Origin of the sequence: Phormidium sp. CCY1219 (assembly GCF_035615515.1) — a bacterium.
Taxonomy (GTDB): domain Bacteria; phylum Cyanobacteriota; class Cyanobacteriia; order Cyanobacteriales; family Laspinemataceae; genus CCY1219.
The window spans coordinates 16,982-43,134 of record NZ_JAJENT010000550.1; the positions used below are offsets into that span (position 1 = coordinate 16,982).

Sequence of the window (26,153 nt, forward strand, 5' to 3'; positions counted from 1 at the left end):
GGGATAATCGCTCATCCACCGGGGTTTACAAGAGGTTATATTTCTCTTGGGTTTTTTGGGTGAGCGCTTGCAAGGACTCGGAAATCTCTACCGGTGGTGGGGTGGGGTCGTCCAATTGGCGGGCGCTGTCGGGGAGAGAGGCAACGGTGTTTTGCGTGCGATCGCCGATCGCTTCGAGGGTGTCGGGAGAATGCACCGGTTTGCCTTTTCGGTAGAGCAGTTGCAACATGGGCGTTTCTCCGGGTTGCGGTTCCTCACTTGCCAATCCCAAGCGATCGCCCACCTGTTTCCCGCCTTCATAGCGGCGAAAAATTTGCTTGCGCCCCGGATAGGTGACTTTACCGCTGGATTTTTTCATCACGGGCATCCCGTCGATTTCGACGATTTTATACACCCCATTGACGGGGGAACCCGTGACCAATTTCGTGCCCACGCCATAGCCGTCTATCGGGCAATTTTCGGCTTTCAATTTGGCAATTTCCCACTCATCTAAATCGCCACTGACAAAGATGCGCGCGTCGGGAAGCAGTTCTTTCACCTGTTTGGAGAGTTTGGCCAAATCCCCGGAATCTATGCGGACGCCGGCCACTTCCATATCGCCGTCTAGGAGGCGATCGGCTAGCTGGCGGGCCGCTTCTACGGTATCGTAGGTATCGATCAGCAACGGCGCGCCGGGAAAGTAGTGGTGAAAGGCACGAAATGCCTGCATCTCGCTGCCTTCGGTGGCGGTGAGCGCCATCACCAGGGAATGGGCCATCGTCCCGGAGGGTTTGCGCCCTAGTTTGAGCGCCGCGAGAACGTTGGAGGTGGAATTCATGCCGCCGGCGATCGCCGATCGCGCCCCCCACATGGAGCCTTGGGGGCTAAAGGCGCGACGGGTGCCAAATTCTAGGATGGTGGCGGATGGTCCGGCGACATCGCGGATCCGGGCGGCGCGGGTGCCCACTAAGGTTTGGTAGTTTAAGGTGTTGAGTAGGTAGGTTTCTACTACCTGCGCCTGCCAAAACGGGGCCTCTACGCGCAAGAGGGGTTCGTTGGGGAAAACGGCGGTTCCTTCCGGTAGCGCCCAGACGTCCCCGGTGAAGCGCGCATTTTCTAGGGTAGACCAAAATTTGTCCGAGACTTTGGCAAAAATGCCGGTGGATTGCAAGCTGCTAATCTGCTCTGGGGTGAATCGGAAGTTGTGCAGATACTCGAATGCCTGGGCTAGTCCCATTGCGATTAAGTAGCCAAAGTTTTTGGGGAGCTTGCGGACGAATAGCTCGAAACTAGCGGGGCGATCGTCGAGTCCTTCGCCACAGTAGCACGCCGCCATTGTCAGCTCGTAAAGATCGCTTAAGAGGCTATAATCCTCTGGGGCGATCGTTAGGGATCCCTCCCCCGGGGGAGAAGCGGGTCGAGATCCGCGATTGTCTGATTCGGTGGCGGTTGCCATCTGCCTGGGTCCTCCTGCGATCGGTTTGTCTAATTATAGTAGCAATTACTAAAATTTGTCAGGGATTTCCAGATTATTTTTGGGAATTTGCGGCTCGAAACCCTGAAAAATCGCTTTGGTTAAATCTGTAACAGCTTCGCCGAGGATTTTATTTTGGTGAATTTCATTAAAAAGACCGAGGGAGATTCTGTCTCTCGGGGGATCGGATTGCCGGTGGGGGATGCTACGGATCGCGAGTGAGGCGGATGTCGGTATTGGGTGAAATCCCGAACCGCATACCCTCGGGAAACCGGATTGAAGCGATCGCGGATAATGTTAAAATAATCTATAGTTGTGCAGGCTGATTCCAGGTAAACGGTTGTAACGAAAAATTACTAACCTTAACGCAATTACCGCTGAAGCTTCCCCAAATGTTGCGCGAAATATTACGAAATTATAAGTTCTAATACAAAAGATTGCAAACTCCCCCCAAAGCTCTCCCCATGCTTTAATGTAAAAAGTAACGAGGTCTAATACCTTTCCTCTTAATTCTTGTTTTCAAAGTAGCTGAATGTTAGGAGCTTAACCATGAATATTTCCAAAATGTTTTCCGATGTTATGCAATATGTGTCCGAAGCCTTTGCTCGGATCTTTAGTCCCAGCGACGATATCTATCCCATGAGTGGCGTACAACCCTTTGAAGGCGACCCCTACAAAGACTCTCAATGGGCGGACTAATTCTAGCAAACCATTAATTGTGGCAAGCGTTAAAATACCTAAGTCAACCCCATCCAACCCGCGTTTGGATGGGGTTGGCTTTTGGATCGAAAATGGCAAAATTTAAACTTTATTTAACAAATGGGCCAGTTCCTAACTGAAAAATATCCGCTCTAACAAAAAGCAAAGCGCTGCAGTACCGAGGGGAACGGTCAGATTATCGATGCCGATTTTCGACACCGCTTCGAGTCCGGTAGCGAACAAAGCAACGGCAACAGATAACACCCAGATCGGCCAGAGATTGCCTTGGACGAGGGTAAGAATCAGTACCGTTACGGCATAGCTGACCGATGCCATTGTTAGCGACCCTTCCCAACTCTTTTTTTCCCCCCATAATCGATAGGGATGCTTGCCAAAACGCTGCCCCACTAAAGCGGCGCATCCATCCCCATAGGCCATGATTAATATGCCGATCGCCGCATAGTAGGGTTTGTCTAGGGGCCAGAACCACGCCACTAAGATGCCAATACTGATGGCATAAAAAAAGGTGCCCAGACTTTTGCGCCCCACGCTGTTGATACCGGGGAAGAGGGGATATTTGTAGGACAACAAAGCGATCGCCCCGGCGGCGATCGAGGCGACAATTGCCACCCAGGCGGGAATATCCAACCACCACGCCAGCAAAATCACGTTTCCGGTTCCGATATGAACCACCTTGCGAACCAGTTCCGAGTCGGTGTCGGTAAACTTATGCAGTCCTTCTGCCGTGAGAAAAATGACCGCCATCCAAAGGGCAACGGCTGCGCTATGTAGCCACAAATTCTCTGCAAATTCTAAGTGAAATAGGGAAGTAAGCACGGAAGTGATTTAACTCGCCATTAACAATACTTCCTATCACTGTATGGGATAATGGTGTCCTCGGCGATACTCCCAGGCCGATTTTCTGGAAATGCAGGGGCTTTCCCCGGTGGATAGCAGGGGTAGGGGGGCAACGAGTTGCCCACCGGTTATTGTCTGTTGGAAGTTAAAATTCAAATAGAATGCACGGGAGATTTATGAAAGCAGTGTTAATCGGGTTGATTCGCGGCTACCGCCTGCTGATTTCACCCCTGTTTCCCCCCGCTTGTCGGTTTCGGCCCACTTGTTCGGAATATGCCCTGGAAGCGATCGCGCGATTTGGCCCCCTGCGGGGCAGTTGGTTGGCGATCCGCCGCATTTTGCGCTGTCACCCGTTGCACCCAGGCGGATACGATCCGGTACCATTCCCCAGGGAGGAGATATCGAACCGGATCGAAAAAAAGGATTCAATTGATTGAGAATAAAAGAGTTTTGCTGAAATTTTGGCCGCCAATTATCTGGGGCGAGACCCCCCAAGGGCGATCCTCGCGCGATCGGCGAGTTGTAAACAAGGAGGAATTGGGCAAGGGACTCCCCTAGTCCAGAAGTTTGACCCGACCGCGTTTGGCGCTGTAAATCAGTCTGTTAATGATGTCGAGATGTTCGTCGTTTAAGGGAGAGTTTAAAAGTGCCGCCCGCAGTTGGGTGCGATCGGCGATCGTCATCTGACCCGAACACAAAATATCACCAAAGCGTTCTTCAATGGTGTCTTGGCATCTATTTTCCAGAGCTTTCATGGTTACGAATGGGTTTTAGTCAAATCATTCTCTCAATTCTCCGGGATTTTACGGAATTTGGGTGCGATCGCGGTTCGGGTTTCCATGTGACAATCATCGGCTCATTTAGTGACCTAAATCATTGACAAAAAAATTCCACAAGTTAAGGCAATCCCGCGATGGGAATAAATTCTCGTCAAAAAAAATAATCCCCAAGAGGGCAAGCTTCCCTCGGTTCCGACCTTTCATCTGAGAAGGAGGAAATAATTCGGATCCCTAGGGCACTCCTTTGGATGTCTCGTTCTACCGTTTTTAAACAATAATCCGGCAGGCAAATCTAAAATTTTTATTAAAAAAAACCCAATCCCGTTCGGGATTGGGAACTTAGCAATTGTCTAGAGAGTCTTAAAAATTCTTACAGGTCGTACATCCGAGCTTCAGAAGCATCCGGATGCTCCTCGCAGTAGCGTTCAAATGCGGTTTTCGGTAGTTTTTCTCTGCGGTGTGCCGAGGCAGAAAGTAATTCTTCTACGATATCCCATGCGACGGCACTCTCGCGAGATTCGACACCTTTTGCTTCGGAAATCGCACGCGCTTCGGCGATCGCTGCTTCGATTTGTTCATCCAGAGTGGGTGTAGGGCGTTCTCGAACCGGAACTGCAAATGGGGTGCTTCCCCGATTTACTCTAGCTTGCTTTTGTGGAGCTGTTAACGCTGGAGCCATAATTGTCGTACCTCCTATAAAAGATTCCCCGCCAGTTGGATTCTTCAGATTTGGGGAAGGGTTAAAAAGTCAATGACTTTTAAACCCGATGTCTTTATTTTAACGCGCCTGACCGACGGTTGGGGTGTCAATAACCGTAAAGCTTTTTTGCCAAACGTTATGAAGTATGAAGTTATGGAAATTTTTACAACGTAATCGGCGATTCCACATAAATGGTGGGGTCTTGCATGGTAAAATCGATACCGAAGGCTTTTAACTTTTTAGACATCGTATTGTTGGCTAATTCCAGCAATCGCTTCCGAAGTTCGATGGAATTTTCACTGGAGCCTAAAATGAAAAACGTCACCCTTGCCTGAGTGGTAACTTTTTCAAAGCCCTCTGAGTTGCGTTTCAGGAAATTATCGTTAAAGGCAATTTTGGTACTACCCGGATCGATGCCGTACACAGAGTTGGTGCTTTCTTTAATCGTCTGTTGCACCAAGGCATGTTCCCGTTCTTCCAGCAACCGATAGAAATCCAGATAAAGCAACACCATCACCTTCTTCGCCCGGGTGAGATTTTCGATTTCCATGCTGATTAAGGTGGAGTTGGGGACGATAAACAAGGTGCTTTTAGCAGAAGTGCGGATTTTAGTAGACCGCAAACCGATAGACTCCACCCGCCCCAACTCGCCATTCTGGAGGCGAATATAATCGCCGGGAACGAAGGGGCGATCTAAGTACAAGACGATGGTACTGAGAAGCTGCTCTAAAATCTTTTGCGCGGCGAAAGCAACGGCTAAACCGCCAATCCCCAAGCTAGCCATTAACCCAATTAAGTTAATCTGCAAGCTATTGGCATAGACGAGGGCAGCAAAAAAGCCGATAATCACATTCACCAAGGTTTCGATAACTAAGAGAAATTCATCTCCCGATCGCCCCCAGCGGCGAAGCAAGTCAATCCCATAGATGCGGACGACTTGGCGAAAAATGCGCGAAATCAGCCACGCCACGCTCACAATTACCCCTAAGTTAACAAACGGGGTCAGAAATTGGTACAAACTGGGGTAATCCCGCAGCCATACCAAAGATAAGGAAATCAGCAAAAAGGTGCCTGCCAATCTAAACGGTTGTTGCAGGGGTTCGATAAAATTATCGTAAATCGTCGTCACCTGCTGCGGCGAAACCCGGTGAATAATGATGCGGACGATGCTGGGGGTATAGCGCCCGATCGCCAAGGAACCGAGTAAGAAAATCAGAAAAATGACGTAGTTGGGCAGATCCGAGTCGTACAAAACATTGTAAAAGTTGCGGATGATACTGGTAAATTCTGACATATTCATCGACAAGGTTAGATAGTAATGGGCGAATCGACATAAATGGTGGGTTCTTCCATATCAAACCCAATCCCGTAGTCGCGCAATCGCTGGGTAATGTTTTGATTGGCTAAATCGAGCAGTTGACGGCGCAATTCCATCGACACTTCCCCAGAACCGAGAATAAAAAAGGTAATTTGCGCTTGAGTGCGCGCGTCGCTGCCGGCGAAGGTGCGATCGCGAAAGGAAACATCGGTATTGCGCGAGTCGATGCCAAAGATATCGTTGGTACTTTCTACAATTACTTGGCGAATCAATGCCCGTTCTTCATTGGGAACGATCCGGTAAAAGTTCAGGTAGGCGATCGCCATGACTTTTTTCGCCCCGGTAAAGTTTTCGATGGTGGTTTGGGTGAGGGCATTATTCGGCACCACAATTACCGTTCCTTTTCCAGAAGAGCGAATTTTGGTCGATCGCAACCCGATGGACTCCACCCGCCCAAAGGTGCCATCGGGCAAGCCGATATAGTCATCCACACCAAAGGGGCGATCGATATAAAGCACGATTCCGCCTAACAGTTGTTCCAAGGTTTTTTGCGCTGCAAATGCCACTGCCAATCCGCCAATCCCCAAACTGGCAAAAATTCCCAAAATATTGATTTTATGGGTTTGGGCAAAAATGACAAAGGCGATTAAAATAATCAGAAAATTAACCAGCCATTTGGCTAAAATCAAAAACTCGCTGTTGGTTTTTCGTCCTTTTTTCAGGGCGGCATCCAACACATACAGGTCGAAAAACTGTTTGAACAACTGAGAGGTCAACCAGGTGACACCAATGGCGGCGGATAAACTCAGGGGAATTTCGATCGCATCGGACCAGCGATCGGCGGGGTTGGGAATAATCAGCCACGCAATATCCGTAATACTCAGGGCAATCACCACCCCGATTAACGCCCGATAAGGATCCACAATTTGCTGATAAATTTCGACGGTTTTCGGCGCAGCGAATAACTTAATCAGCGGTTGAATCAGTTTCGGGATGAAATAGCCGGCAAGAAAGGCAACAACGCCCGCGCATCCGAGAAATAAAAACTGGACGCTTCGATCGATAAAGACGGCTTCGGGAAAATAATCAAGCATGGTAAATCTCCATCGCATTCTCCACAGAGAACCCCTGACGGGCAGAGGGCCTCAACGCATAAAAAACCCTGCCTCGCGCAAAGCATTGGCAACGGCAATCTCGTTGGGGGGTTCTCTGCTTTAGCGGTTGTCCATTGTTATTGTGCCATGAAAGGGGGACGCGCGATCGCCAAATCCGCGAATCGACCGCTCATCAAACGCCTTTCTCGTGCTGACGCGCACTATACAATTGCCTCAAAACGCTTCGCCAACCAGGGTAAATGCCGCCCAATCTCTCGGATCGGGATGCTGTTGCATGGTGTCTAACATCGCCGATCGCAATGCAGAGGCTTTATCGGGAGTGTCTTGTAAGACGCGGTAAAAGGCACGCATCAAATCGGCGGTGGGGGCATCGGGGACGAACCACAGGGACACCACCACGCTGGGAACCCCGGCGGAAATAAACGATCGCGACAGTCCAATTACCCCATCCCCGGTAATTTTACCTCTGCCGGTGTTGCAAGCACTCAGCACCACTAACGAGGCGTTCAAGTTCATGGACAGGATTTCGTCGGAGGTGAGCAATCCGTCTTCCTGGGGGTCTGGCGTGAGTGCCAGAGCACCGGGAACCCCCAATCCGAGGTGTTTGAGTTCGTCTAGCAATCCGTGGGTGGCTAAATGAATAATATCTGCCCCGGACATCTGCTGTGCGATCGCGGATTCGGTAGCCGTCTCGCCGATTATCGGCGCAATATCGAGCAAAGACGAGATGGCGATCGCTTCTTCTTCCGCCCCCGGTAATGGACTCAGAGGCGTGGGCTGTTCTCCCAAGTTTATCGGAATGCTGGGCATTTTCGGATTTCCTACCACCAAAACCGATGCGGATTTTAACGGATTTTCCCCCTTTTCTCGGGTAAGTTCCCGGGCGACTTTATGGGTTAAATCAAGTACCTGAATCGACGGTGCAGTGAGAATGGTATGCTGTTCGATTAAATACCGCCCCGCTTCATCTTGCAACGCGGGAAAGGGCACTAAAAATAGAGAGCCTTGCGGAATGAAAATCACCCGCGCTTCTGGATTTTCTGGCAATAAATCCACAATCGGCTCGATTAATAATTGATAGCTTTGCTGCAATCTGGCGTTTTTGCTTCGCCCTAGGGGTTTTTCGGAATTCCCCGATCCATCTTTCACCTCGTCGCGGGTGTTTCCTACCCACTCGGAAAGTGCCGCCTGGGACGGATTTACTCCCCGACTTCTGCCAGTGGCGGCGGCAATTCGGGTACGGGATGCGGCATCTTCTAGGTCGAGTTCTAAGCCTTCCATTGTAATGGTGCGAAAGGCTATTTTTCCGTTGGGAGGAATCACCCAACACCACAGTTGATTCTCGCCGATCGCGTATTCCACTAAGGTGGCATTTTGTTGGGCGGCAATTTGCTTGATTTTCTTGATGCTGAGGGGGTCGGGGGGTTGAAATTCTTCTGGGTTGGCGGCGAGTCTGGAGGCGAGAAGTTCCACAAATGCCCGCGCCCGACTTCGTTCGGCAATTTCTAAGGCAAATTCGATGTTTTGTTCTTCGATGAGGATTTGTTGTAGCAGCCGATAGGTTTCGGTTTGGCTGTCGAATAGGGAAACTTTGTTGGCATCGCTCAATCCCGGTTTGAGGGATTCTAATACTTCGATCGCGGCGAATAGGTTTTCAATTGCTCTTTCCTTGTTTCCCGATTTTAACAGGGTTTCTCCCATGTGGGACAAGGTGATTTTTTCTCCCCAGCGATCGCCAATGTCTCGTTGGATTTCTAAGGCTTGCTGATAGGCATCTAGGGCGTCTCGATATCGGTTGAGGTCGGTGTATGCTTTACCTATGTCGCTGAGGGCATAGGCTTCTTCTCTTCGGTTGCCAATTTGACGGGCGATCTCCAGTTGTTCCTGATGAAGTTCTAGGGCGCGATTGGAGAGTCCTAATGCAGAGTAGGAAACTCCCAATCCACCCAGCGAAAAGGCAACGCCTGCGGGATAGTCTAGGGTTTTTCTGATGTCTAATGCTTGGTGATGAAAGGAGATCGCATCTAAGTTTTTGCCTAAATAATAAGAGGCCCATCCCATTCCGCCCAGACAAAAGGCTGACCCGGTGGCTCCCTCGATGTCTTGGAAAATTTTTAGGGCTTTTTCATACTCGGCGATCGCGCGATCGTATTCCCCGAGGGAAAAGAATGCCCACCCCAATGCATACAAGGAATACGCTTCGCCGTTGGGGTCTTCGGTTTCGGTTTGCAGGGTCAGCGCTGCGCGATGAAATTCCATCCCGGTTTGATAGTGGCCTAGGTAATAATGCGCCCAGCCTAAATTGCTCAGGGTACTGGCTTCCCCGGCGCGATCGCCGAGTTCCCGATACACCTTTAACGCGGATCGCAACAGTTCGATCGCGGCTTCGTATTTACTCGCCCCGATTTTTTCTTGCGCTTGTTGCAATAATTTATCCGCTGATTCTTGTTTCGCCGTTTCCGCCGTTTCCGCCACGGTTGGAGTGGCCAAAATGCTTTCCTGGGGCGGGAAAAATGCCGCGATCGGTGTCCCTCTGCCATTCACCCACAGGGCAACCAGAAAGGATAAAATTACACCCGTGATGAAGCCTCTTTTATGCCGTCTCATGGTCTGCTTCTGCCTCCGCCAGACCTTCGCATTATAGCAAAAATTTTGCCGATTATTTTATTTTTTACAAAATTTTACCCCAAGAGCTTTTCTGGCAATGCAGGAGGAGAGGTTCAAAATTAATTTGCATTGAGCTTGCAGTTTATACTTCTAGACGAGGCAGCAAAGTAGGTATTTTTCGGCACTTAAAACAAGCGGGGTAAAATAAACTCTGTGACCTGGTTCATCCAATGTAAAACATCTGCTTCGGCGGCGGATTCTGGGGGGGTGACGGCAAACAGCAGATAGTATTTTTCGCCGCTGTCGGTTTGGAGAAAGCTGCTATCAATATAGGTGTTGGAAAATAAAGCCACTCCGCATTTACTGAGCATTCTGCCGGATTGATGGGCGTATTTGCGTTCCACTTGGCTCAAAAATCGACAGTAATTATCGGCATAGTTAAATCCTTCTTCTTTGGGGGTGTGAGACATCACCTCGCGCAACCACTGTCGGTCGGATTCGGTGAGGCGGAAACGCTCTTCGGGGGAAAAATACTCCGGTTGCACCAGGCGAACTAACACCTCTAAAATGTCGCTGGCACTCGCACAATTGCCCGGTTGTTTGTCTCTTTCCCAACAGCTAAATTGAGTAACCACAGGTTGGGCATCCTGACGAATTAGGGTTTGATTGTCGCGAATTTCAAACGGGGGCGAATCCACTAAGGTACCGCGATCGAGCATCAATCGCGTGATGGTCAACTGTCGCAAGTTTTTCGCCTGCAAACTGCGGTTGAGTTGTTCGAATCCCAACCATAATATCAGTCGGTTGGTGGATTCATTGTCGGAAATTACCAGCATTTTTCGCAGGTCTTCTGCGATGGAATACCATTCACGTTTGCCGACAATTCGATATTCGGCATCCCGTTGGATGTCCAGGCGATTCAGTTTTTCTAGCACTAAGGCGGCGATCGCCACTTTTACCGTGGAAGCAGGGGGAAAAAATCCTTCGTCGCCAGGGTCTACCATGCCGTTTTGATTGCGATCGCCATAGATGGCATGATGGGCGTAATAGCGAAATTCAGCCGGATTTTGCGTTTCGTCTACTTTCAAAAATAACGCTTTGCCTTGCCATTGTTCCATCTGCGTTAAGTAATTTCCTTGTTGCAAAATATCGCCTAATGTGGTAAGGTCTGACGTCAAGCGACGCGACAGAGAAGTGTCGGGCAAGGTTCGATTGACCACCGCTTCCCTCTGGCGCGCTTTTGGGGTAAGTCTGGGCCTGGATTCCGCCGATATGCAAGCGCTGGAAATGGCGATGGGAAGCAAGAAAGCGATCGCAAATCGGAGAGGGGCAAAAAGCCAATTTAATTTGATTTGGGGCGCGAGTTTGGGGGCCATTATATCGCGGGGGAAAACAACGGTCGAAACAGCAGTGAATTTAAACCGAGCGATCGGGTTTATTCCGGGATGCTGAGGTCTTCTCTATGATAATAGAAAAGGCGATCGCATTTCTCTCGCATCGGCCAGGTTTTCTCCAATCAATCCTCCGCAGCGAATCGGGCGATCGCCGGGGTGGGTTGTCATTAGAAATGCGATCGCCTCCTTGATTGCTTAGCTTTCTGTTTCTGGGTTGAGGAGTTGCTGGAATTGCGCCACCGATGGAATTGCGATCGCCTGTCGATGAAGCTGTTTGAGCAAATCGATGTCTTCAATCTGATTCACAGAAGCCACCACTTCTGCTGGCACCTCGGCAAACCGAATTTGCAAAATTTCCAGCACATCCTCGCGGCGGGTTTGGAGAGTTCCTTGTTGACGGCCCTCTTCACGTCCTTGTTGACGGCCCTCTTCACGTCCTTGCTCAATTCCCTCCTCTTTTGCCATTTCTTCTATCTGACTCATAAAAGGCATTTCTCTTTCCTCCCGATAACGAATGATTTCGGTTTTTAATTCTTGTTCGAGTGACGTGGGTAGAGTCATCATGCGGTCGATAAACCGGAAGAGATTCACCACTTCCTCTCGATTATAACCCCGTTCAAACAGGGAGCGGATGAGGGTCCACTTCCACTGTTTTCGTTCCGCCATTTTGCCCGTGGTAGCTAGGGTTTTTAAATGCGCCCTCACCATCAGAGCAAAGGGGTTATCATCTGATTCTAACTCCTGCCACCGACTTTCATAGTCTAGCAGTTTGGCGATCGGGAATTTGAACTTGAACTCATACCCATCCAGGGTGTATAAAATTTCACAAGGTCGCCACGAGGGGTTATTGTCCCCTAAAACGCCCAAGCTGACGACCCATCGGTTATATCGATCCAAGGCACGGTAATTGTACCGATAGATGCGATCGGTAAAATCGCGATCGTACTGACTTTGCACTTCTACGTGAATCAGAATCCAGAGGGGGTCTCCCGCCCTCAGTTTGACTTCAAACAATTTATCGGGAAACTTGGTACCACGCTTGGATTTGCGCCCCAGTTCCATCAGTTCCTTGTCTAGAGAACGATAGGGTTGACTCCAGTCGATTTCGCGATGAAGGTTGGGAAAAAAGAAAAGGAGGAATTGTTCAAAATAGATAGAGAGGGCTTCTTTCCAAGGGCCATCGTAGTCTGCTTTGATTTCTTCACTGCTCATAATAATTGATTTTAAATGGTGGTATTGAATTCTACTACATCAGAGGGGTTTAGTTCAAGCCATCGTTAATAAGTATCTACAATTCTGTAGTGCGCGCCACCTGATGGGTGGAGGCTTTCAAATGTCAGGGGAATCGGTTAATCACCACCGACGGTGAATTGCATTCTCCAATTTCACGCCAGCGATCGCATTTATCTCGCACCTGGTGGGTTATGCTGAAAAGAATGACTTTGATGCAGACCCTATGACTTTCGCTGAAACCTCCCAAACTCCAGAGTCCAATCCGTTTTTAACCCTCAACTACGAACCCGCCCTGGAATCCTTGGGCGACGATTACTACGATCGCGTCCCGGCGGCGGAATTTCCCTTGCACGTTCTGCGCTGGCGCAATGACGAAGTGCTGCCCAAACTGGGATTAGACCCCAATGCGGTCGCCGACGACGACTTTATCGAAGCCTTCGGGCACTTTCGCGCAGTGCGACCTTTTCTCGCACTGCGCTACCACGGGTATCAGTTTGGCGAATACAACCCGCAATTAGGGGATGGGCGCGGTTTTCTGTACGGACAAGTGCGCGGAACTGATGGCAAACTCTACGATTTCGGCACCAAAGGAAGCGGAACCACCCCCTATTCCCGAACGGCGGACGGACGCTTGACGCTCAAAGGCGGAGTGCGCGAAGTGCTGGCGGGGGAAATGCTGCACCGCATGGGGGTGCGAACCTCTCGCTGTCTCAGTTTAATCGAAACCGGGCAACAATTGTGGCGCGGGGACGAACCTTCCCCCACTCGTTCTTCCGTGATGGTCCGCTTCAGCGAGTCTCACATCCGGTTTGGCACCTTTGAACGGTTGCATTATTTGGGTCGCAAGGATTTGATTAAAAAGCTGCTCGATTTTGTCATCGAACAGTATTATCCCCGGGTGCGATCGGCAGTTTCTCCACCGATTCCGCCGTTAACTCGCACGGAAACCACCCATCCGGAGGAAAAATATATCCGCTTCTATCACGAATTGGTGCAACGGGTGGCGAAGTTAACAGCCCAATGGATGGCGGCGGGTTTTTGTCATGCCGTCTTGAATACGGATAATATGTCGATTACCGGGGAAAGTTTCGACTACGGCCCCTATGCCTTTATCCCCACTTACGACCCGAAGTTTACCGCTGCCTATTTTGATTATTTCGGTCGCTACAGATACGGCAATCAGCCAACCATTTGCCGCTGGAATCTGCAAATGTTGCAGGTGCCCTTAAAGGCGGTTATTGACCAACATGAAATGGAAGCGGCGTTAGAGCATTTTTACGAGTATTACAATCACTATTATCGGCGAGTGATGCTGGCGAAGTTGGGTTTCGGGAAACAAGATGTGCCGGAAGAACCGGGGACGGAATTGGTCAAGTTGACCATTCAGCTTTTGAGCGAGTCGCAAGTTATTTATCCGGAGTTTTTCTGGCAGGTAAGGAAGCAGTTTTCTCGCCAGTGGTGGGAAGATGCCAGCAAAATTTTACCCGAAATGGAAGGGTCGGAACTGTTGCATCAATGGCGGGAATTATACGCTCATTTGCTACAGTTCGTGTCTACCGACAGTCTGGAAGACATGCAAAATCGCATGGCGCGATACAATCCAGAAACGGTGATATTGAGGCCGGAAATTGAAGCAATTTGGGAACCAATTGTGGTGGATGATAATTGGCAGCCGTTTTACGAGTTGTTAAAGCGGATAAAAGCTTAATTGACCTGGCCTACTTAATAGCAGATTCCGTAGGGTGGGCACTGCCCACCGAGCAATTTTCATTCAAAGCGAGGGTGCCTAGCAGGCACCCTTTCGTATCATTCCCGATCGCGTTCGATATCGCGAATCACCTTTTCCAAATACCATTGTTCGCCCATTGCCGGATGTTCTTCTCGGGCACTTTGCAGCAGTCGTTCGGCGAGTTCCCAATATCCGCCCACGAGTCGCAGCAGTCGCTTTCGCAGGAACTCTTGAGTCGGCGCGGGGGTGGCTTGGGGCGTGATAGATTGAATTTGTTTCAGACTCTCCATCGCTTGATTGTAGTTTTGCCAATCTTCACGATCGCAATAAATTTTCGCCGCCGTTTGATAATCCTCAATCGCCGCCTGCATCTCCTCTAATTTAGAATAAGCGAGCGCCCGATTAAAATACGCATCGGGACTGTCTTCGTTGATTTCTAAAGCATAATTGTAATCGTCCAGCGCCCCGAGATGATTCCCCATTGACCGATAGATGTTTCCTCGGATAACATACAAACTGGCATCTTCCGGATTCAATTCCAAGGCGCGATTCAAGTCAGCGATCGCCCCGTGATTGTCCGCAAGTTTTAAGCGTACTTGTCCGCGATGCCGATACGCCAGTGCATCTTTGGAATTCAATTTTATCGCTTGATTTAAGTCAGCGATCGCCCCTTGCAATTCCCCTTGTTTGCCCCGAATCATCCCGCGATGCCGATAGGCGATCGCATCTTGCGGATCTACGTCTAAAATCCAGTTTAAATCCTCGATAGCAGCGCGATACTCACCTTTCTCCGCTTTTTGCAAAATATCCACAAAAAATTCCTTCGGATCGCGCAAGGGTAAATTCTGCCGAGGTTCGGCGTTCACTGGCGGTGGCGCTGGGGGTTGAAGCTGTTTGATTTTATCGAGACACTGGCGACATTTTTCCGAATCTTGTCGTTCGAGATACAGTTCCGCCGCTCTTTTAAAATTGCCGATCGCCATTTCCGTATCTCCCATTTTCCGCCGAATACTACCGCGCAAATTGTACGCCGAAGCATAATCCGGGTTTAGATCGATCGCGCGATCGGCATCTTGCAGTGCCTCTGGCAATTCCCCCGCTGCTAAGCGCGCTAAACTGCGGGAAAAATAGGCAGAGATTGCATCCGCATCCCGTTCGATGGCGTGGGTATAATCTGCGATCGCCCCGGAGAAATCTCCCGCGTCAAACCGCGCCAAACCGCGCTGATAAAACGCTTTGCCAAAAGAGGGATTTTGCTCTATGGCTTGGGTAAACGCCGCGATCGCCCCCTGATAGTCTTTCTGGCGCGCTTTTTCCAATCCTCGCTCGTAAAATTCTTCCTCTTCCATTGCCCAATTCGCCGCTTTTTTCGGCGCTCCTTGATAGTCAACCCGATAATTTTAGCTCGCTTTCCCGATTTAGTGCGCCAGGTCGTCAATTGGAATTTAAGCAATGCCCAGCCGAAGCTTTTAGATATTAAGTATAAACCATTGCGGGGTGGGCAGTTCCAGAACAGATGCGCGATCGCCCCCTCTGAGAGTGGCGAGGCCCATCCTACCATCTGCAATTATTTTTGCCCGAGTACATATAAAAATCAAACCTTTACCAATGGCACCCCATCTCTTACAATACATTCCATCTATCAAACCGCGAGGGACAGTAAATCCTATGCTCGATCGCCCCTATACCACCGTAGTGCTCGCCATGAGTGCCGATGGCAAAATTTCCGATGCCCAGCGATCGCCCACCTTATTCGGGTCTGCCAACGATAAAGCGCACTTGGAACGACAAGTGGCGGCGGCGGATGCCGTGTTAGGCGGGGCCGGGAGTCTGCGCGTCGGGGGAACCGCAATGCGCGTCCGAGATTCGCAACTGATACAACACCGTCTTGACAACGGCAAACCCGCACAACCGATGCAGATTATCGCCTCTGCCAGCGGTAACATCGACCCCACCCTGCCATTTTTCCGGCAACCCATTCCCCGCTGGTTGCTCACCACCGCCACAGGCGCTCAACCCTGGCAGAACCAACCGGGATTTGAGAAAATTCTGATTTGCCACACTCACGCCGGCGCGATCGCCTGGGAAAGCGCATTGCAACAGATTGCCCAGGCGGGAATCGAACACTTAGCGGTACTCGGCGGCGGTCAATTGGTGGGATCGTTGGTAGCGGCGGGGGCGATCGACGAACTTTGGCTCACGGTTTGCCCCCTGCTAATTGGCGGAACCCAGGCCCCCACCCCGGTAGACGGAAGCGGATTTCCCCTCCAGATGGCGACGCGCTTGGAATTGTTAGAGGTCACACCGATAGAACAAGAGCTATTTTTGCACTATCGAGTGAGAAAAGACTGACAATTGACAATTGATAATATTAAAATTGCCAATTGTCGATTGTCAAGAATTTATGCAAGAATTCCGGAGATTGCATTACCCTAAAATTTGAACGCTCTACCCTCAACGTTTGGTAATGGTGGAAAAGCATAAGCCTCAAGTTTCGGTTGTCTGGATTAACAAAATCGCTGAAGTGCCCCAGTCGGAGTGGGATGCCCTGGCGCTGCCGTTGAAAACGCCATTTTTTGAATGGGATTGGTTGCACAATATGGAGAGTTCGGGGAGTGCCACCGCAAAAACGGGGTGGTTGCCGAATCACTTAACTGTGTGGCGAGACGGGCAGTTAATTGCGGCGGCCCCCATGTACTTGAAAGGGCATTCGCGGGGTGAATTTGTATTCGACCATCAGTGGGCCGATTTAGCCTATCGATTGGGAATCGAGTATTATCCCAAATTGCTGGGCATGAGTCCAGTTACGCCGGTGACGGGATATCGATTTTTAATTGCCCCGGGAGAAGATGAGGAAGAAATCACCGGGTTGATGATTCACGCGATCGATGAATTTTGCGATCGCAACCAAATTTCCTGCTGTAACTTTCTATATGTCGATCCGGAATGGCGATCGCTCATGGAACGCTTGGGTTATATCAGTTGGCTGCATCACAGTTATATCTGGCAAAACAAAGGCTTCAACACCTTTGACGATTATCTCGCCGTCTTTAACGCCAATCAGCGCCGCAACATCAAACGGGAACGCAAAGCAGTTGCCAAAGCCGGTATCGAAGTCAAAGCCCTGCACGGCGATGAAATTGCTCATGCATTGTTTCCCCGGATGTATCAATTTTATAGCGACCACTGCGATCGCTTCGGTTGGTGGGGCAGCAAATACCTAACCAAGCGTTTTTTCGAACAACTCTACCATAACTATCGCCATCGCATCGTACTCGTCGCCGCCTACGAAGAAGGCATGGATGCGAGACATCCGGTGGCCATGTCCTTTTGCGTCACCAAAGGCGATCGGCTTTACGGACGGTATTGGGGCTGCAATTACGACATTGACTGCCTGCACTTCGATGCCTGTTATTATACTCCGATTGAATGGGGAATCGCACATGAGATTCAAACCTTTGACCCCGGTGCAGGGGGACAGCACAAAAAACGTCGCGGCTTTCCCGCTACCCCAAATCACAGCCTGCACCGCTTCTATCATCAGCGCCTCAGTCAAATCCTGCGCCCTTATCTCAAGGAAGTTAACCTGATGGAACAAAGACAAATCGAAGCAATCAACGAAGGTGTGCCGTTCAAACAAACCATGCCCGAATTGAAAATGTAACTTTTACTCACTTTTGCCACTCGTTCCCAGCACGTGCTGGGAACGAGTCATTCGTCCCCGTAGGCGGACTTAACCTGCTAAGGGACGATTTCAATCCCCCGCGTTTTATTAGGATTGAGCGGCGGACTCGCAACATTCCCACGGTTGACCGACAGCGACGCGAGGTAAGCGATGTTTGAAGCCGCAGAGAATTTCCCAGGAAATGGTTCCTAAAGTTTCCGCCCAATCATCGGCGGAAATGCTATATTTGCCATCGTCGCCCAAGAGCGTCACCACTTCACCGGGTTCGAGATCCGGGAATCGGCTCACATCAATCATCATTTGATCCATCGTAATCGCGCCGATTTGTCGCACTTTGTGGCCTCGGAGGAGAACCTGCATTCGGTCCGAGAGGTTGCGCGGTACGCCGTCAGCGTAACCGATCCCGATGACAGCGATTCGCAGATCGCGATCGGCCATAAACCGATGTCCGTAGCTGACCCCGGTGCCGGCGGAGATGTCCTTCACGTGAGTTACTCTCGCTTTGACTTGCAGTGCGGGTTTCAAATCCACTCGCGATCGCAAATGGAGGGCTGGATACAATCCATAAAGTCCCAATCCCACCCGCACCATATCGTAATGCAATGCGCGATCGCTCAAAGTCGCCGCAGAATTGGCTAAATGCAGGCGCGGTAGCTCAATGCCCGCCCCTTGTATCAGCGCAATCGCACGTTCAAACCGTTCTTGTTGCAAGTGCATCATCGTCGGATCCGGACTATCCGCCGTGGCCAAATGAGAATAAACGCTCGCCAATTGCAAATGGGGCAACCGATGCACCAACTGTACGAATTGCGCCGCCGCTTGCCAAGGTGCCCCCAACCGGGACATGCCCGTATCCAGCTTTACGTGAACCGGAAGCGACAGATCCGCAGCGCTCAAGCTTTCCGAGAATACCAGTGCTTGCTTGGGAGTACACAGAGTCGGTTGCAAGCGCCAGCGTACCATTGCGCGAAGCTGTTCGGGGGTATAGGTTGCACCGAGAACCTGCACCGGCGCGGTAATTCCCGCTTCTCGCAGTTCGATGCCCTCGGGAATTGTGGCCACACCAAGCCATTGGGCACCTGCTTTTAAGGCGGTTTGCGCCACCGTCACCGCCCCGTGACCGTATGCATCGGCTTTAATCACCGCCATCAAGTCGGTATGGGGGGATAACAAATGCTTGATAGCGCGGATATTGTGGCCGATCGCCCCGAAATCCACCTCCACCCACGCGCGATCGCGCCGCATTGACGAAATACTCTGGCTTTCTTCCCAGCTCAGCATGTCCACTCACTCCTCAACAGTCTGATTCAATTTCAATTAAGCACTATAAACCCATGCCTCACTCCGGATTTTTCAATTCCCGAAAGCGATCGGCAGGAGTTTCCCCCCATCAGCCTGCGATCGTACCACAGGGCAATGCTCTCTCCATCCCGGGAGAAAAATCCGCACAGCCGGAAAATCTACCCCTCCGACAGCGGATTCACTGGCTTCCCCCCGGATTCCCCACTCCAAAAAAATTAACGATCGAAAATCAATAATCGAGAACTGCTCAGCCGGATATTCAGACAACCGGACCACACTCCCTCCCGGGGGGTTTCCCTCATTTCCACCGCAAACCCTAACCGGGCGCTAGCATCTGCAACACAGTTCGAGTCCCACACTGCGGCTCAAATTGCAGTAGCATAAAAACAGCGATCGCGAGTTTTTTCCATTATCTGGCGAGAAGCTCTTGATTTCAATGCGATGGACGAACAGAAGGATCAATGATGACAGGTTTCAATACCAGCAATCGGTTAATTGCCCTGTTTTGCGTGTTATTTGCAATTTTGGTAGGATTGTTAGGGATTTTACTCTGGCAAGAGAGCCGATTTCCAGAGCCATCGGAAATGGATTGGGTTCAAAATGCTGTGGAAATTAGTGACATTCACGAACCAATTCAACCCATTCCCCAACACCTGGACTTGAATCCCGATAAAATTGCCTTGGGAGAAAAATTATTTCAAGAGCCACGGTTATCCAAAACTAATACTATTGCTTGCATAAGCTGCCACAATTTAAAGACCGGGGGAACTGATGGGCGGACTCACCGACGGCAGATAAATGGAGAAACCGTAAAGTTAAATACCCTAACCGTTTTTAATAGTGGATTTAACTATAAAATGAACTGGTATGGAAAATTTGACAGTTTAGAAGCACAACTAGATGAAGCGATAAGCAATCCCAATGGCATGGATTCGAGTTGGTCGGAAGTTCTAAAGACACTTGGAGAATTGCCCGATTACCTACAGGAGTTTCAGGAAGTATATGCCGATGGGATGACTCAGGCAAATGTGAAAGATGCGATCGCCACCTTCGAGCGATCGCTCTACACCCCCAATGCTCGTTTTGACCGCTTCTTATTGGGGGAAGAAAATGCCATCAGCGAGGAAGAAAAAGCCGGATATCAGCTTTTTAAAGACTATGGGTGCGTGAGCTGCCATCAGGGAAAAAACGTCGGCGGTAACTTATTTCAAAAGTTTGGGATTATCGGCAATTACTTCGCCGATCGCGGGCAAATCACCCGCACCAACTTCGGACGCTTTAACCTCACGGGGAACCCGGACGATTGCTATGTATTTAGGGTACCCAGTTTGCGAAACATCACCCTAAGAAGCCCTTACTTTCACGATGGATCTGCCCCGACCCTAGAAGCCGCCATTGCCGTAATGGCACAATATCAATTAGGACGTCAGTTATCCGCCGAACAAATCCAGCGGATCGTTCAGTTTCTAGAGACCTTAACTGGCGAATATCGAGACCAACCGTTATGAACTTTTTTCGACTTCGAGAACTCGCGATCGCCGTATTAGCGGTGATTGTATTTGGCTTTTTGTGGATTAATTCCCAAGCTATAAATTATCGAGAACATGAATATTTCAACCAGAGTTTGCGGCAATATAAAGAAATCAATGCCATTATCGACCGCGAAATATTTGAAATTCGCTATGGAATTTTAACCTACTACGATCCAATTAATCAGAATATCAAAAATTTGAAATCATTGCAACAGCAATTAAAGCAAGCCCCCAGCTTCATTCAGGGGCAGCAACGGGAAAAACTCAATGAAGTCCTGGAGGCAAACGCTAGACTCATCCAGGAAAAAGAAACCTTAATCGAGCAATTCAAATCCCGCAATGCCGTTCTCAACAATTCCCTGATTTATTTTCCCACCTTAGCCACAGAACTCGCGCAAAAAGCAGCCGCCGTTCCCCGAGGTCAGAAGTTGGCCGATCGTCTCAACCAATTATTGCGCGAGGTGTTAATTTATAACCTGAATTCCCGAGAAAATCTCGCGCCCAAAATCGAGGCAGAATTGGAAACATTATTGCAGATAAAGCGTGAGAGCAAGACTCAGGTAAAACCGCGCGAGATTGAGTTTGCGATCGCCTACGTGCGAACCATTTTAACCCACAAGCCGCAGGTGGATGAATTAATCGAGCGCTTAGTATCCCTGCCGATTTGGGAAAGCAGCGAAGACCTGTACAAAATCTACGATCGCTACTATGAAGAAGCCTTAAAAACCGCCAATATTTATCGCGTGGTTCTGTATTTATTTTCCTTGAGCGCTATTGGTGGCACTGCGGCCTATATTATCATCAAACTGAATAACTCCGCGATCGCCTTAAATAGCGCCAAAGAAAAACTGCAAGATGCCTTCAAAGCTACCCGAGAAGCCGAAGCCAAATATCGCACCATTTTTGAAAACGTCACCGAAGGCATATTCCAAACCAGTCGCGACGGAAAATTCCTCAGTGCCAACCCCGCACTCGCCCGGATTTTAGGGTATGATTCTCCCGAAGAAGCGATCGAGCTGATTGGCAACATCGGAAAACAACTTTACGTAGAAGCCTCTCGACGCCAAGACTTCATCGACTTAATCGAAAAATCCCACCTCGTCGCTGATTTTGAATCCCAAGTGTACTGCAAAGATGGCAGCATCATTTGGATTTGCGAAAACACCCGCGCCGTGTACGATAGCAACAACGAGTTTCTCTATTACGAAGGTACCCTGCAAGATATTACCGTTCGCAAACTTACCCTAGAAGCCCTGCGGTATCAACAAGAACAAACCGAAAAACTGCTGCTCAATATTTTACCCGAACCGATTGCAGAACGGTTAAAACGCCAAGAAGGCGCGATCGCCGATAGCTTCAACGAAGTCACCGTAGTATTTGCCGACATCGTAGGATTTACCGAAATCTCCTCTCAAATTTCTCCCAAGGAACTGGTTCAAGAACTCAACATTATTTTTTCGGGATTCGACCAACTCAGCGAGAAACACGGATTAGAAAAAATCAAAACCATTGGCGATGCTTATATGGTGGTCGCCGGACTCCCCCACCCGCGAGTCGATGGGGCCGAAGCCGCCGCCGAAATGGCCCTCGACATGCAGGAGAAAATTCGCCGACTCAGTAGCGCCACTTGTCAACCCTTCTCCATCCGCATCGGGATGCACACCGGCCCAGTTGTCGCCGGGGTGATTGGCATCAAAAAGTTTAGTTACGATCTGTGGGGAGATACCGTCAATACCGCCAGTCGCATGGAGTCCCAAGGAATTTCTGGGTGCATTCAAGTCACCACAGAAACTTACGAGCGATTAAAGCATAAATACCTATTTGAAGAGCGCGGATTTATCAAAGTCAAAGGCAAAGGCATGATGAAAACCTATTTGCTTCTCGAACGAAAGCTATGCCCATATTCAGTGTAAACGATAAACTAGCAAGAGTTGCACTGGAGCAACGCAATTGAGAATCGCGCCATTACATTCCACGAAACCGGTAAAACGCACTGCAACAACCCTTTGACTTGATTGGGGTGCTTCTACTAAAACTCCATCCAATTCCAGGTGATTTCCTTGGGAAACTGGTTCAGTTTAGTGCCAAAAGGAACCTCGGGGTAGGGATATCATCTAAAACATTCAGGTATCTAAATTAATAATAAGTAAACCTAAAAATACCCATGAAACAAAGATGTGTTACGGTAAAAAATTTGCTAAAATCTCGCTTGTCCCGGCAGATTACCCGGTGGGTATTTGTTAGCATTGTGGTGGTCGAAGCGATTATTTTGCTGCCTTCAGTTTACCGACGCGAGCGAGAAATAGTCCAGCATTTAGAAGAAGTTGGACTCGCATCGGTTGCTCCCCTCGTGCGTTTATGTGGTTCCCAAGTTACCCAAGAGAGAATTCGCCAAGTAGCCAAGCAACTGATGCTAGATTCGGTGGTGAAAGGCGGAGTGGTTTATATGGCAGACGGGCAACGCTTGGGAAGCTTTGGGGAAACCCCAGTGTTGAGATTTGCCGATTTAATGGGCAGTCCCGAGATGCGCTATCGGACGCCGGATGGCAACCGACATGAATTAGCCATGTCCACCCAGGAATTTGGAAATGATTACATTTTAATCGTGCGTTTGGATTCCTCCGACGTCAAATGGCAACTGAAAGCCTTTGTGGCCAGAATTGCCGGGTTAGTGTTGATTATTTGCGTTTTCGTAACCGTTGCCACCATGATAACCCTGGGAATTATCGTCATCGATCCGATTTTAAAATTGCGTCAAGCGCTGATTGCTGTGGGGGAAGCGCCGGGGGAGGATAATGGGAATTTAGCCTGTTATTCCCTTGGGGTAAAGCGTCAGGATGAGTTAGGGGAAGTGATGCTGACATTTAACGATATGCGGCATCAAATTTCGAGTTATGTCAGGCAGATTAAAGAGCGCGAAAAGCAACTGGAAAATCTGGTGATGGAGTTAGGAGTGGCGCGCGATCGCGCCGAAAAATTGCTGCTGAATATTTTACCCGACCCGATCGCCGAGCAGTTAAAACAGGGAGTGTATCCGATCGCCGAAAGTTTTGGTCAAGCCACCGTTTTATTTGCCGATCTGGTGGGCTTTACCGAACTTGCCGGCCACACCCCAGCGGTGAAACTGGTAGAATTACTCAACGAAATATTTTCCGCCTTCGACCAGTTGGCCGATAAGCATGGATTAGAGAAAATTAAAACCATTGGCGATGCCTATATGGTGGTTGGGGGGATTCCCACCCCCAGACCCGATCATGCCGAAGCGATCGCGCAAATGGCCCTAGACATGCAGCAAGAAGTGCGCCGCCTCGCCGCCCTTAAAAGCGAAGCACTCAGCATCCGAATTGGCATCCACACCGGGCCAGTGATTGCCGGCGTGATTGGCATCAAAAAATTTATTTACGATTTGTGGGGGGATACGGTCAATATTGCCTCCCGCATGGAGTCCCACGGAATCGCCGGCTGCATTCAAGTCTCCGAAACCACCTACCACCGACTGCAGCAACAGTTTCGCTTCCAGTCGCGCGGCCCGATCGCCATCAAGGGAAAAGGCAAGATGCAAACCTACCTGCTGATCGAGACACTCAACCCCACCCCCGACGAGACCCCCACCCACACCAAACCCAGCACTCGCGGTACATTAGAGCGTTTGGGAATTCTCAAACCCGCCTTAGACGAAGAGGATTTGACCAATTAAATCCAGATGAGCTAACACAGGACAAAAAACCTGTGTTAACATCTTTGACAACATTCTTTTTCTCAAAATTGAAAAGCAATGGGCAAGGTTCTAGTCCTTAATGCCTCCTACGAACCGCTCAACATTACGAGCTGGCGGAGGGCAATCGTATTGTTGCTTAAAGGCAAAGCCGAGCAAGTCGAACATAACGGCAGGATGATTTATGCCGAATTTCCACTGCCAACGGTCATCCGACTGAGGCATTACGTTCGCGTGCCGTACAAAGAAATCCCACTCACCAGGAGGAATATCCTACACCGGGACGGGCACAGTTGTCAATACTGCGGCTGTACCGGAGAAGATTTAACCCTGGATCACGTGATTCCGCGATCGCGCGGGGGAGGAGACACCTGGGAAAACCTAGTCAGCGCCTGCGTCCGCTGCAATGTCAAAAAAGGAAACCGCACCCCAGACGAAAGTAAAATGCCATTGATGAAAAATCCGCGTCGGCCATACAGTAGTCTTTATTTTGAAGTGACCAAACACCTCAAAACTGGCTCCCACAACGAGTGGCAAAAATACGTGATCGGAATTTGAACCCCAAGTCGTTGCAAGAACGGCTTGGGGTTTTTTCCAATCTGTTTGTGGCGATCGCTCCCCCTTGCCGCTCTCGCGTTATTGTTGAAATGTGTTGGCGCAGCTCCAGACGGTATTTGCCTGGGGGGGGCTGGCGCTGTTGTCGCTCGCCGATTGAGGGGAAAAATTTAGTGGGAGAATCGAACAACGAACGAGCCGAAATTGCCATTAACGAACAGGGGAAGCACAACTCAGCCGACGAGGCGTTCAGATGGCTTGACGAAGTAGCGATCGCCCAAGCAGACGCCCTGCGAACCACCTTAGAGCAGCACGTAGGCGATCGGCACTTGGTCGTTCTCCAGGATTTCCCGGATCCAGACGCCATGTCCTGTGCGTGGACCTACAAATTAATCGCCGCTCAATACGGCATTGAATGCGATATCGTCTACGCCGGGGCACTCAGTCACCAAGAAAACATCGCCTTGGTCAAACTCGCCGGGGTGCCGGTGCAGCGCTGGTCGATGGATACCGCAAAAACCAAAGATTTCACCGCCTACAACGGCTGCGTCTTAATCGACAACCAAGGCACCACCAGCCAGCTTTTATCCACCATAAAATCGGCGCAAATCCCCTTTACCGTGGTCATCGACCATCATAAGTTGCAAGAAGACTTGCACCCCGAATTTGCCGATATTCGTCCCCACATTCGCGCCACAGCCACGATTTTTACCCAGTATCTGATGGCGCAATTACTGCGGATCGATCCGAACAACGAAGACCACATCAAATGCCTCACCGCCCTGATGCATGGGTTGCGCGCCGATACCAACCAACTGCGACAAGCGCGGGAAGAGGATTTTCTCGCCGCCGCCTATTTGAGTCGCTATTACGACCCGCAACTGCTCAGTTCCGTGCTGCAAGCCACCCGCTCTAAACGAGTGATGGACGTCATCGAGCGATCGCTAAAAAATCGCATGATCCTCAATAACTTCTGCATCGCCGGCGTAGGCTACCTCCGCTACGACGATCGCGACGCCATTCCCCAAGCCGCCGATTTTCTGGTCACGGAAGAAAACGTTCATACCGCCGTGGTATATGGCATCGTCCACGATGAGGACGAAGACTTAGAACTGGTCACCGGATCCCTCAGAAGCAACAAAATCACCCTCGACCCGGATGAATTCATCAAAGAAGCATTCGGCAAAGACGCCCAAGGACGCTACTTTGGCGGCGGGCGCTCTCAAGCCGGCGGCTTTGAAATTCCGATGGGATTCCTCTCCGGAACCAACGAAAGCAAAGAATATGCCCGCATGAAGTGGGAAGTCTTCGATATCCAAATCAAGCAAAAGTTACTCAAATTGGTCAGTCCCAAAGATAACCCGATCGAAACCGAGTGATAGCACCCACAAAACCCCGCACCCTAGAAGGGTGGAGGTTCGCGCAAAAAGCCCGCCGACGCGGGCTAATTTCATGCCTACTGTTGCCCGGGAGTCATCC

The 26,153-nt window shown here is 50.0% G+C and carries 22 protein-coding genes; 11 read left to right on the top strand and 11 right to left on the bottom strand.

Annotated elements, in window-relative coordinates; all coding sequences use genetic code 11:
- Positions 1-25: 25 nt before the first annotated feature.
- Positions 26-1,435, bottom strand: a complete 1,410-nt coding sequence (locus tag LKK83_RS14985) for a nicotinate phosphoribosyltransferase (protein WP_324632007.1) — start codon at positions 1,433-1,435, stop codon at positions 26-28.
- Between the two features lie 567 nt (positions 1,436-2,002).
- Between LKK83_RS14985 and LKK83_RS14990 the strand changes: the two genes are divergently transcribed.
- Positions 2,003-2,152, top strand: coding sequence for a hypothetical protein (locus LKK83_RS14990; RefSeq protein WP_324632008.1), 150 nt, complete (start codon positions 2,003-2,005; stop codon positions 2,150-2,152).
- Between the two features lie 132 nt (positions 2,153-2,284).
- On the opposite strand, the gene LKK83_RS14995 is transcribed toward LKK83_RS14990, so the two are convergent.
- On the bottom strand, positions 2,285-2,917 hold the full coding sequence (locus LKK83_RS14995) for a diacylglycerol/polyprenol kinase family protein (protein ID WP_324632060.1): 633 nt from the start codon (positions 2,915-2,917) through the stop codon (positions 2,285-2,287).
- 269 nt (positions 2,918-3,186) lie between these two features.
- Here LKK83_RS14995 and yidD point away from each other — a divergent pair, with 269 nt between their 5' ends.
- On the top strand, positions 3,187-3,447 hold the full coding sequence (gene yidD, locus LKK83_RS15000; protein ID WP_324632009.1) for a membrane protein insertion efficiency factor YidD: 261 nt from the start codon (positions 3,187-3,189) through the stop codon (positions 3,445-3,447).
- Between the two features lie 117 nt (positions 3,448-3,564).
- Here the strand turns inward: yidD and LKK83_RS15005 are convergent, their stop codons facing one another.
- The 7 genes from LKK83_RS15005 to LKK83_RS15035 form a co-directional block, all read right to left on the bottom strand.
- Positions 3,565-3,765, bottom strand: a complete 201-nt coding sequence (locus LKK83_RS15005; RefSeq protein ID WP_324632010.1) for a hypothetical protein — start codon at positions 3,763-3,765, stop codon at positions 3,565-3,567.
- Between the two features lie 394 nt (positions 3,766-4,159).
- On the bottom strand, positions 4,160-4,468 hold the full coding sequence (locus LKK83_RS15010; protein ID WP_324632011.1) for a Calvin cycle protein CP12: 309 nt from the start codon (positions 4,466-4,468) through the stop codon (positions 4,160-4,162).
- 184 nt (positions 4,469-4,652) lie between these two features.
- Positions 4,653-5,789: a mechanosensitive ion channel family protein gene (locus LKK83_RS15015; protein WP_324632012.1), complete on the bottom strand. Its 1,137-nt coding sequence runs from the start codon at positions 5,787-5,789 to the stop codon at positions 4,653-4,655.
- Between the two features lie 8 nt (positions 5,790-5,797).
- Positions 5,798-6,901, bottom strand: a complete 1,104-nt coding sequence (locus LKK83_RS15020; RefSeq protein ID WP_324632013.1) for a mechanosensitive ion channel family protein — start codon at positions 6,899-6,901, stop codon at positions 5,798-5,800.
- A 234-nt stretch (positions 6,902-7,135) separates the two neighbouring features.
- On the bottom strand, positions 7,136-9,529 hold the full coding sequence (locus LKK83_RS15025) for a CHAT domain-containing protein (protein ID WP_324632014.1): 2,394 nt from the start codon (positions 9,527-9,529) through the stop codon (positions 7,136-7,138).
- Between the two features lie 185 nt (positions 9,530-9,714).
- Positions 9,715-10,749, bottom strand: coding sequence for a serine hydrolase (locus LKK83_RS15030; protein WP_324632015.1), 1,035 nt, complete (start codon positions 10,747-10,749; stop codon positions 9,715-9,717).
- Between the two features lie 369 nt (positions 10,750-11,118).
- Positions 11,119-12,135, bottom strand: a complete 1,017-nt coding sequence (locus LKK83_RS15035) for a transposase (RefSeq protein WP_324632016.1) — start codon at positions 12,133-12,135, stop codon at positions 11,119-11,121.
- Between the two features lie 244 nt (positions 12,136-12,379).
- On the opposite strand from LKK83_RS15035, the gene LKK83_RS15040 reads away from it, so the two are divergent.
- Entirely contained in the window at positions 12,380-13,864 is a 1,485-nt protein-coding gene (locus tag LKK83_RS15040) for a protein adenylyltransferase SelO (RefSeq protein WP_324632017.1), read from the top strand.
- A gap of 98 nt (positions 13,865-13,962) precedes the next feature.
- On the opposite strand, the gene LKK83_RS15045 is transcribed toward LKK83_RS15040, so the two are convergent.
- Entirely contained in the window at positions 13,963-15,234 is a 1,272-nt protein-coding gene (locus LKK83_RS15045; protein ID WP_324632019.1) for a tetratricopeptide repeat protein, read from the bottom strand.
- Between the two features lie 259 nt (positions 15,235-15,493).
- Here LKK83_RS15045 and LKK83_RS15050 point away from each other — a divergent pair, with 259 nt between their 5' ends.
- The gene (locus tag LKK83_RS15050) at positions 15,494-16,237 is read left to right on the top strand and encodes a RibD family protein (RefSeq protein ID WP_324632020.1); all 744 of its coding nucleotides are present in this window, start codon (positions 15,494-15,496) and stop codon (positions 16,235-16,237) included.
- Between the two features lie 115 nt (positions 16,238-16,352).
- On the top strand, positions 16,353-17,549 hold the full coding sequence (locus LKK83_RS15055; RefSeq protein ID WP_324632021.1) for a GNAT family N-acetyltransferase: 1,197 nt from the start codon (positions 16,353-16,355) through the stop codon (positions 17,547-17,549).
- Positions 17,550-17,657: 108 nt separating this feature from the next.
- On the opposite strand, the gene alr is transcribed toward LKK83_RS15055, so the two are convergent.
- Positions 17,658-18,851 (bottom strand): alanine racemase, encoded by a 1,194-nt coding sequence (gene alr / locus LKK83_RS15060; protein WP_324632022.1) that lies wholly within the window; start codon positions 18,849-18,851, stop codon positions 17,658-17,660.
- A gap of 53 nt (positions 18,852-18,904) precedes the next feature.
- Between alr and LKK83_RS15065 the strand changes: the two genes are divergently transcribed.
- The 6 genes from LKK83_RS15065 (at position 18,905) to LKK83_RS15090 (ending at position 26,053) form a co-directional block, all read left to right on the top strand.
- Complete coding sequence (locus LKK83_RS15065) at positions 18,905-19,108, top strand: hypothetical protein (protein ID WP_324632023.1); 204 nt, start codon at positions 18,905-18,907, stop codon at positions 19,106-19,108.
- 225 nt (positions 19,109-19,333) lie between these two features.
- Complete coding sequence (locus tag LKK83_RS15070; protein WP_324632024.1) at positions 19,334-20,380, top strand: cytochrome-c peroxidase; 1,047 nt, start codon at positions 19,334-19,336, stop codon at positions 20,378-20,380.
- A complete protein-coding gene (locus tag LKK83_RS15075; protein WP_324632025.1) occupies positions 20,377-22,317 on the top strand; it encodes an adenylate/guanylate cyclase domain-containing protein in 1,941 nt (646 codons plus the stop codon). The genes LKK83_RS15070 and LKK83_RS15075 overlap by 4 nt, the downstream gene beginning before the upstream one ends.
- Before the next feature lie 251 nt (positions 22,318-22,568).
- The gene (locus LKK83_RS15080; RefSeq protein ID WP_324632026.1) at positions 22,569-24,101 is read left to right on the top strand and encodes an adenylate/guanylate cyclase domain-containing protein; all 1,533 of its coding nucleotides are present in this window, start codon (positions 22,569-22,571) and stop codon (positions 24,099-24,101) included.
- Between the two features lie 78 nt (positions 24,102-24,179).
- Positions 24,180-24,677: an HNH endonuclease gene (locus LKK83_RS15085; RefSeq protein WP_324632027.1), complete on the top strand. Its 498-nt coding sequence runs from the start codon at positions 24,180-24,182 to the stop codon at positions 24,675-24,677.
- Positions 24,674-26,053 (top strand): DHH family phosphoesterase, encoded by a 1,380-nt coding sequence (locus LKK83_RS15090; RefSeq protein ID WP_324632028.1) that lies wholly within the window; start codon positions 24,674-24,676, stop codon positions 26,051-26,053. Before LKK83_RS15085 ends, LKK83_RS15090 begins: the two co-directional genes overlap by 4 nt.
- The last annotated feature ends 100 nt before the right edge of the window (positions 26,054-26,153 follow it).

What these genes read in the sequence shown, in the direction of transcription:
- LKK83_RS14985 (WP_324632007.1), bottom strand. Translation starts at nt 1,435, where the DNA reads ATGGCAACCGCCACCGAATCAGACAATCGCGGATCTCGACCCGCTTCT.
- LKK83_RS14990 (WP_324632008.1), top strand. Translation starts at nt 2,003, where the DNA reads ATGAATATTTCCAAAATGTTTTCCGATGTTATGCAATATGTGTCCGAA.
- LKK83_RS14995 (WP_324632060.1), bottom strand. Translation starts at nt 2,917, where the DNA reads ATGGCGGTCATTTTTCTCACGGCAGAAGGACTGCATAAGTTTACCGAC.
- yidD (WP_324632009.1), top strand. Translation starts at nt 3,187, where the DNA reads ATGAAAGCAGTGTTAATCGGGTTGATTCGCGGCTACCGCCTGCTGATT.
- LKK83_RS15005 (WP_324632010.1), bottom strand. Translation starts at nt 3,765, where the DNA reads ATGAAAGCTCTGGAAAATAGATGCCAAGACACCATTGAAGAACGCTTT.
- LKK83_RS15010 (WP_324632011.1), bottom strand. Translation starts at nt 4,468, where the DNA reads ATGGCTCCAGCGTTAACAGCTCCACAAAAGCAAGCTAGAGTAAATCGG.
- LKK83_RS15015 (WP_324632012.1), bottom strand. Translation starts at nt 5,789, where the DNA reads ATGAATATGTCAGAATTTACCAGTATCATCCGCAACTTTTACAATGTT.
- LKK83_RS15020 (WP_324632013.1), bottom strand. Translation starts at nt 6,901, where the DNA reads ATGCTTGATTATTTTCCCGAAGCCGTCTTTATCGATCGAAGCGTCCAG.
- LKK83_RS15025 (WP_324632014.1), bottom strand. Translation starts at nt 9,529, where the DNA reads ATGAGACGGCATAAAAGAGGCTTCATCACGGGTGTAATTTTATCCTTT.
- LKK83_RS15035 (WP_324632016.1), bottom strand. Translation starts at nt 12,135, where the DNA reads ATGAGCAGTGAAGAAATCAAAGCAGACTACGATGGCCCTTGGAAAGAA.
- LKK83_RS15040 (WP_324632017.1), top strand. Translation starts at nt 12,380, where the DNA reads ATGACTTTCGCTGAAACCTCCCAAACTCCAGAGTCCAATCCGTTTTTA.
- LKK83_RS15045 (WP_324632019.1), bottom strand. Translation starts at nt 15,234, where the DNA reads ATGGAAGAGGAAGAATTTTACGAGCGAGGATTGGAAAAAGCGCGCCAG.
- LKK83_RS15050 (WP_324632020.1), top strand. Translation starts at nt 15,494, where the DNA reads ATGGCACCCCATCTCTTACAATACATTCCATCTATCAAACCGCGAGGG.
- LKK83_RS15055 (WP_324632021.1), top strand. Translation starts at nt 16,353, where the DNA reads ATGGTGGAAAAGCATAAGCCTCAAGTTTCGGTTGTCTGGATTAACAAA.
- alr (WP_324632022.1), bottom strand. Translation starts at nt 18,851, where the DNA reads ATGCTGAGCTGGGAAGAAAGCCAGAGTATTTCGTCAATGCGGCGCGAT.
- LKK83_RS15065 (WP_324632023.1), top strand. Translation starts at nt 18,905, where the DNA reads ATGCCTCACTCCGGATTTTTCAATTCCCGAAAGCGATCGGCAGGAGTT.
- LKK83_RS15070 (WP_324632024.1), top strand. Translation starts at nt 19,334, where the DNA reads ATGATGACAGGTTTCAATACCAGCAATCGGTTAATTGCCCTGTTTTGC.
- LKK83_RS15075 (WP_324632025.1), top strand. Translation starts at nt 20,377, where the DNA reads ATGAACTTTTTTCGACTTCGAGAACTCGCGATCGCCGTATTAGCGGTG.
- LKK83_RS15080 (WP_324632026.1), top strand. Translation starts at nt 22,569, where the DNA reads ATGAAACAAAGATGTGTTACGGTAAAAAATTTGCTAAAATCTCGCTTG.
- LKK83_RS15085 (WP_324632027.1), top strand. Translation starts at nt 24,180, where the DNA reads ATGGGCAAGGTTCTAGTCCTTAATGCCTCCTACGAACCGCTCAACATT.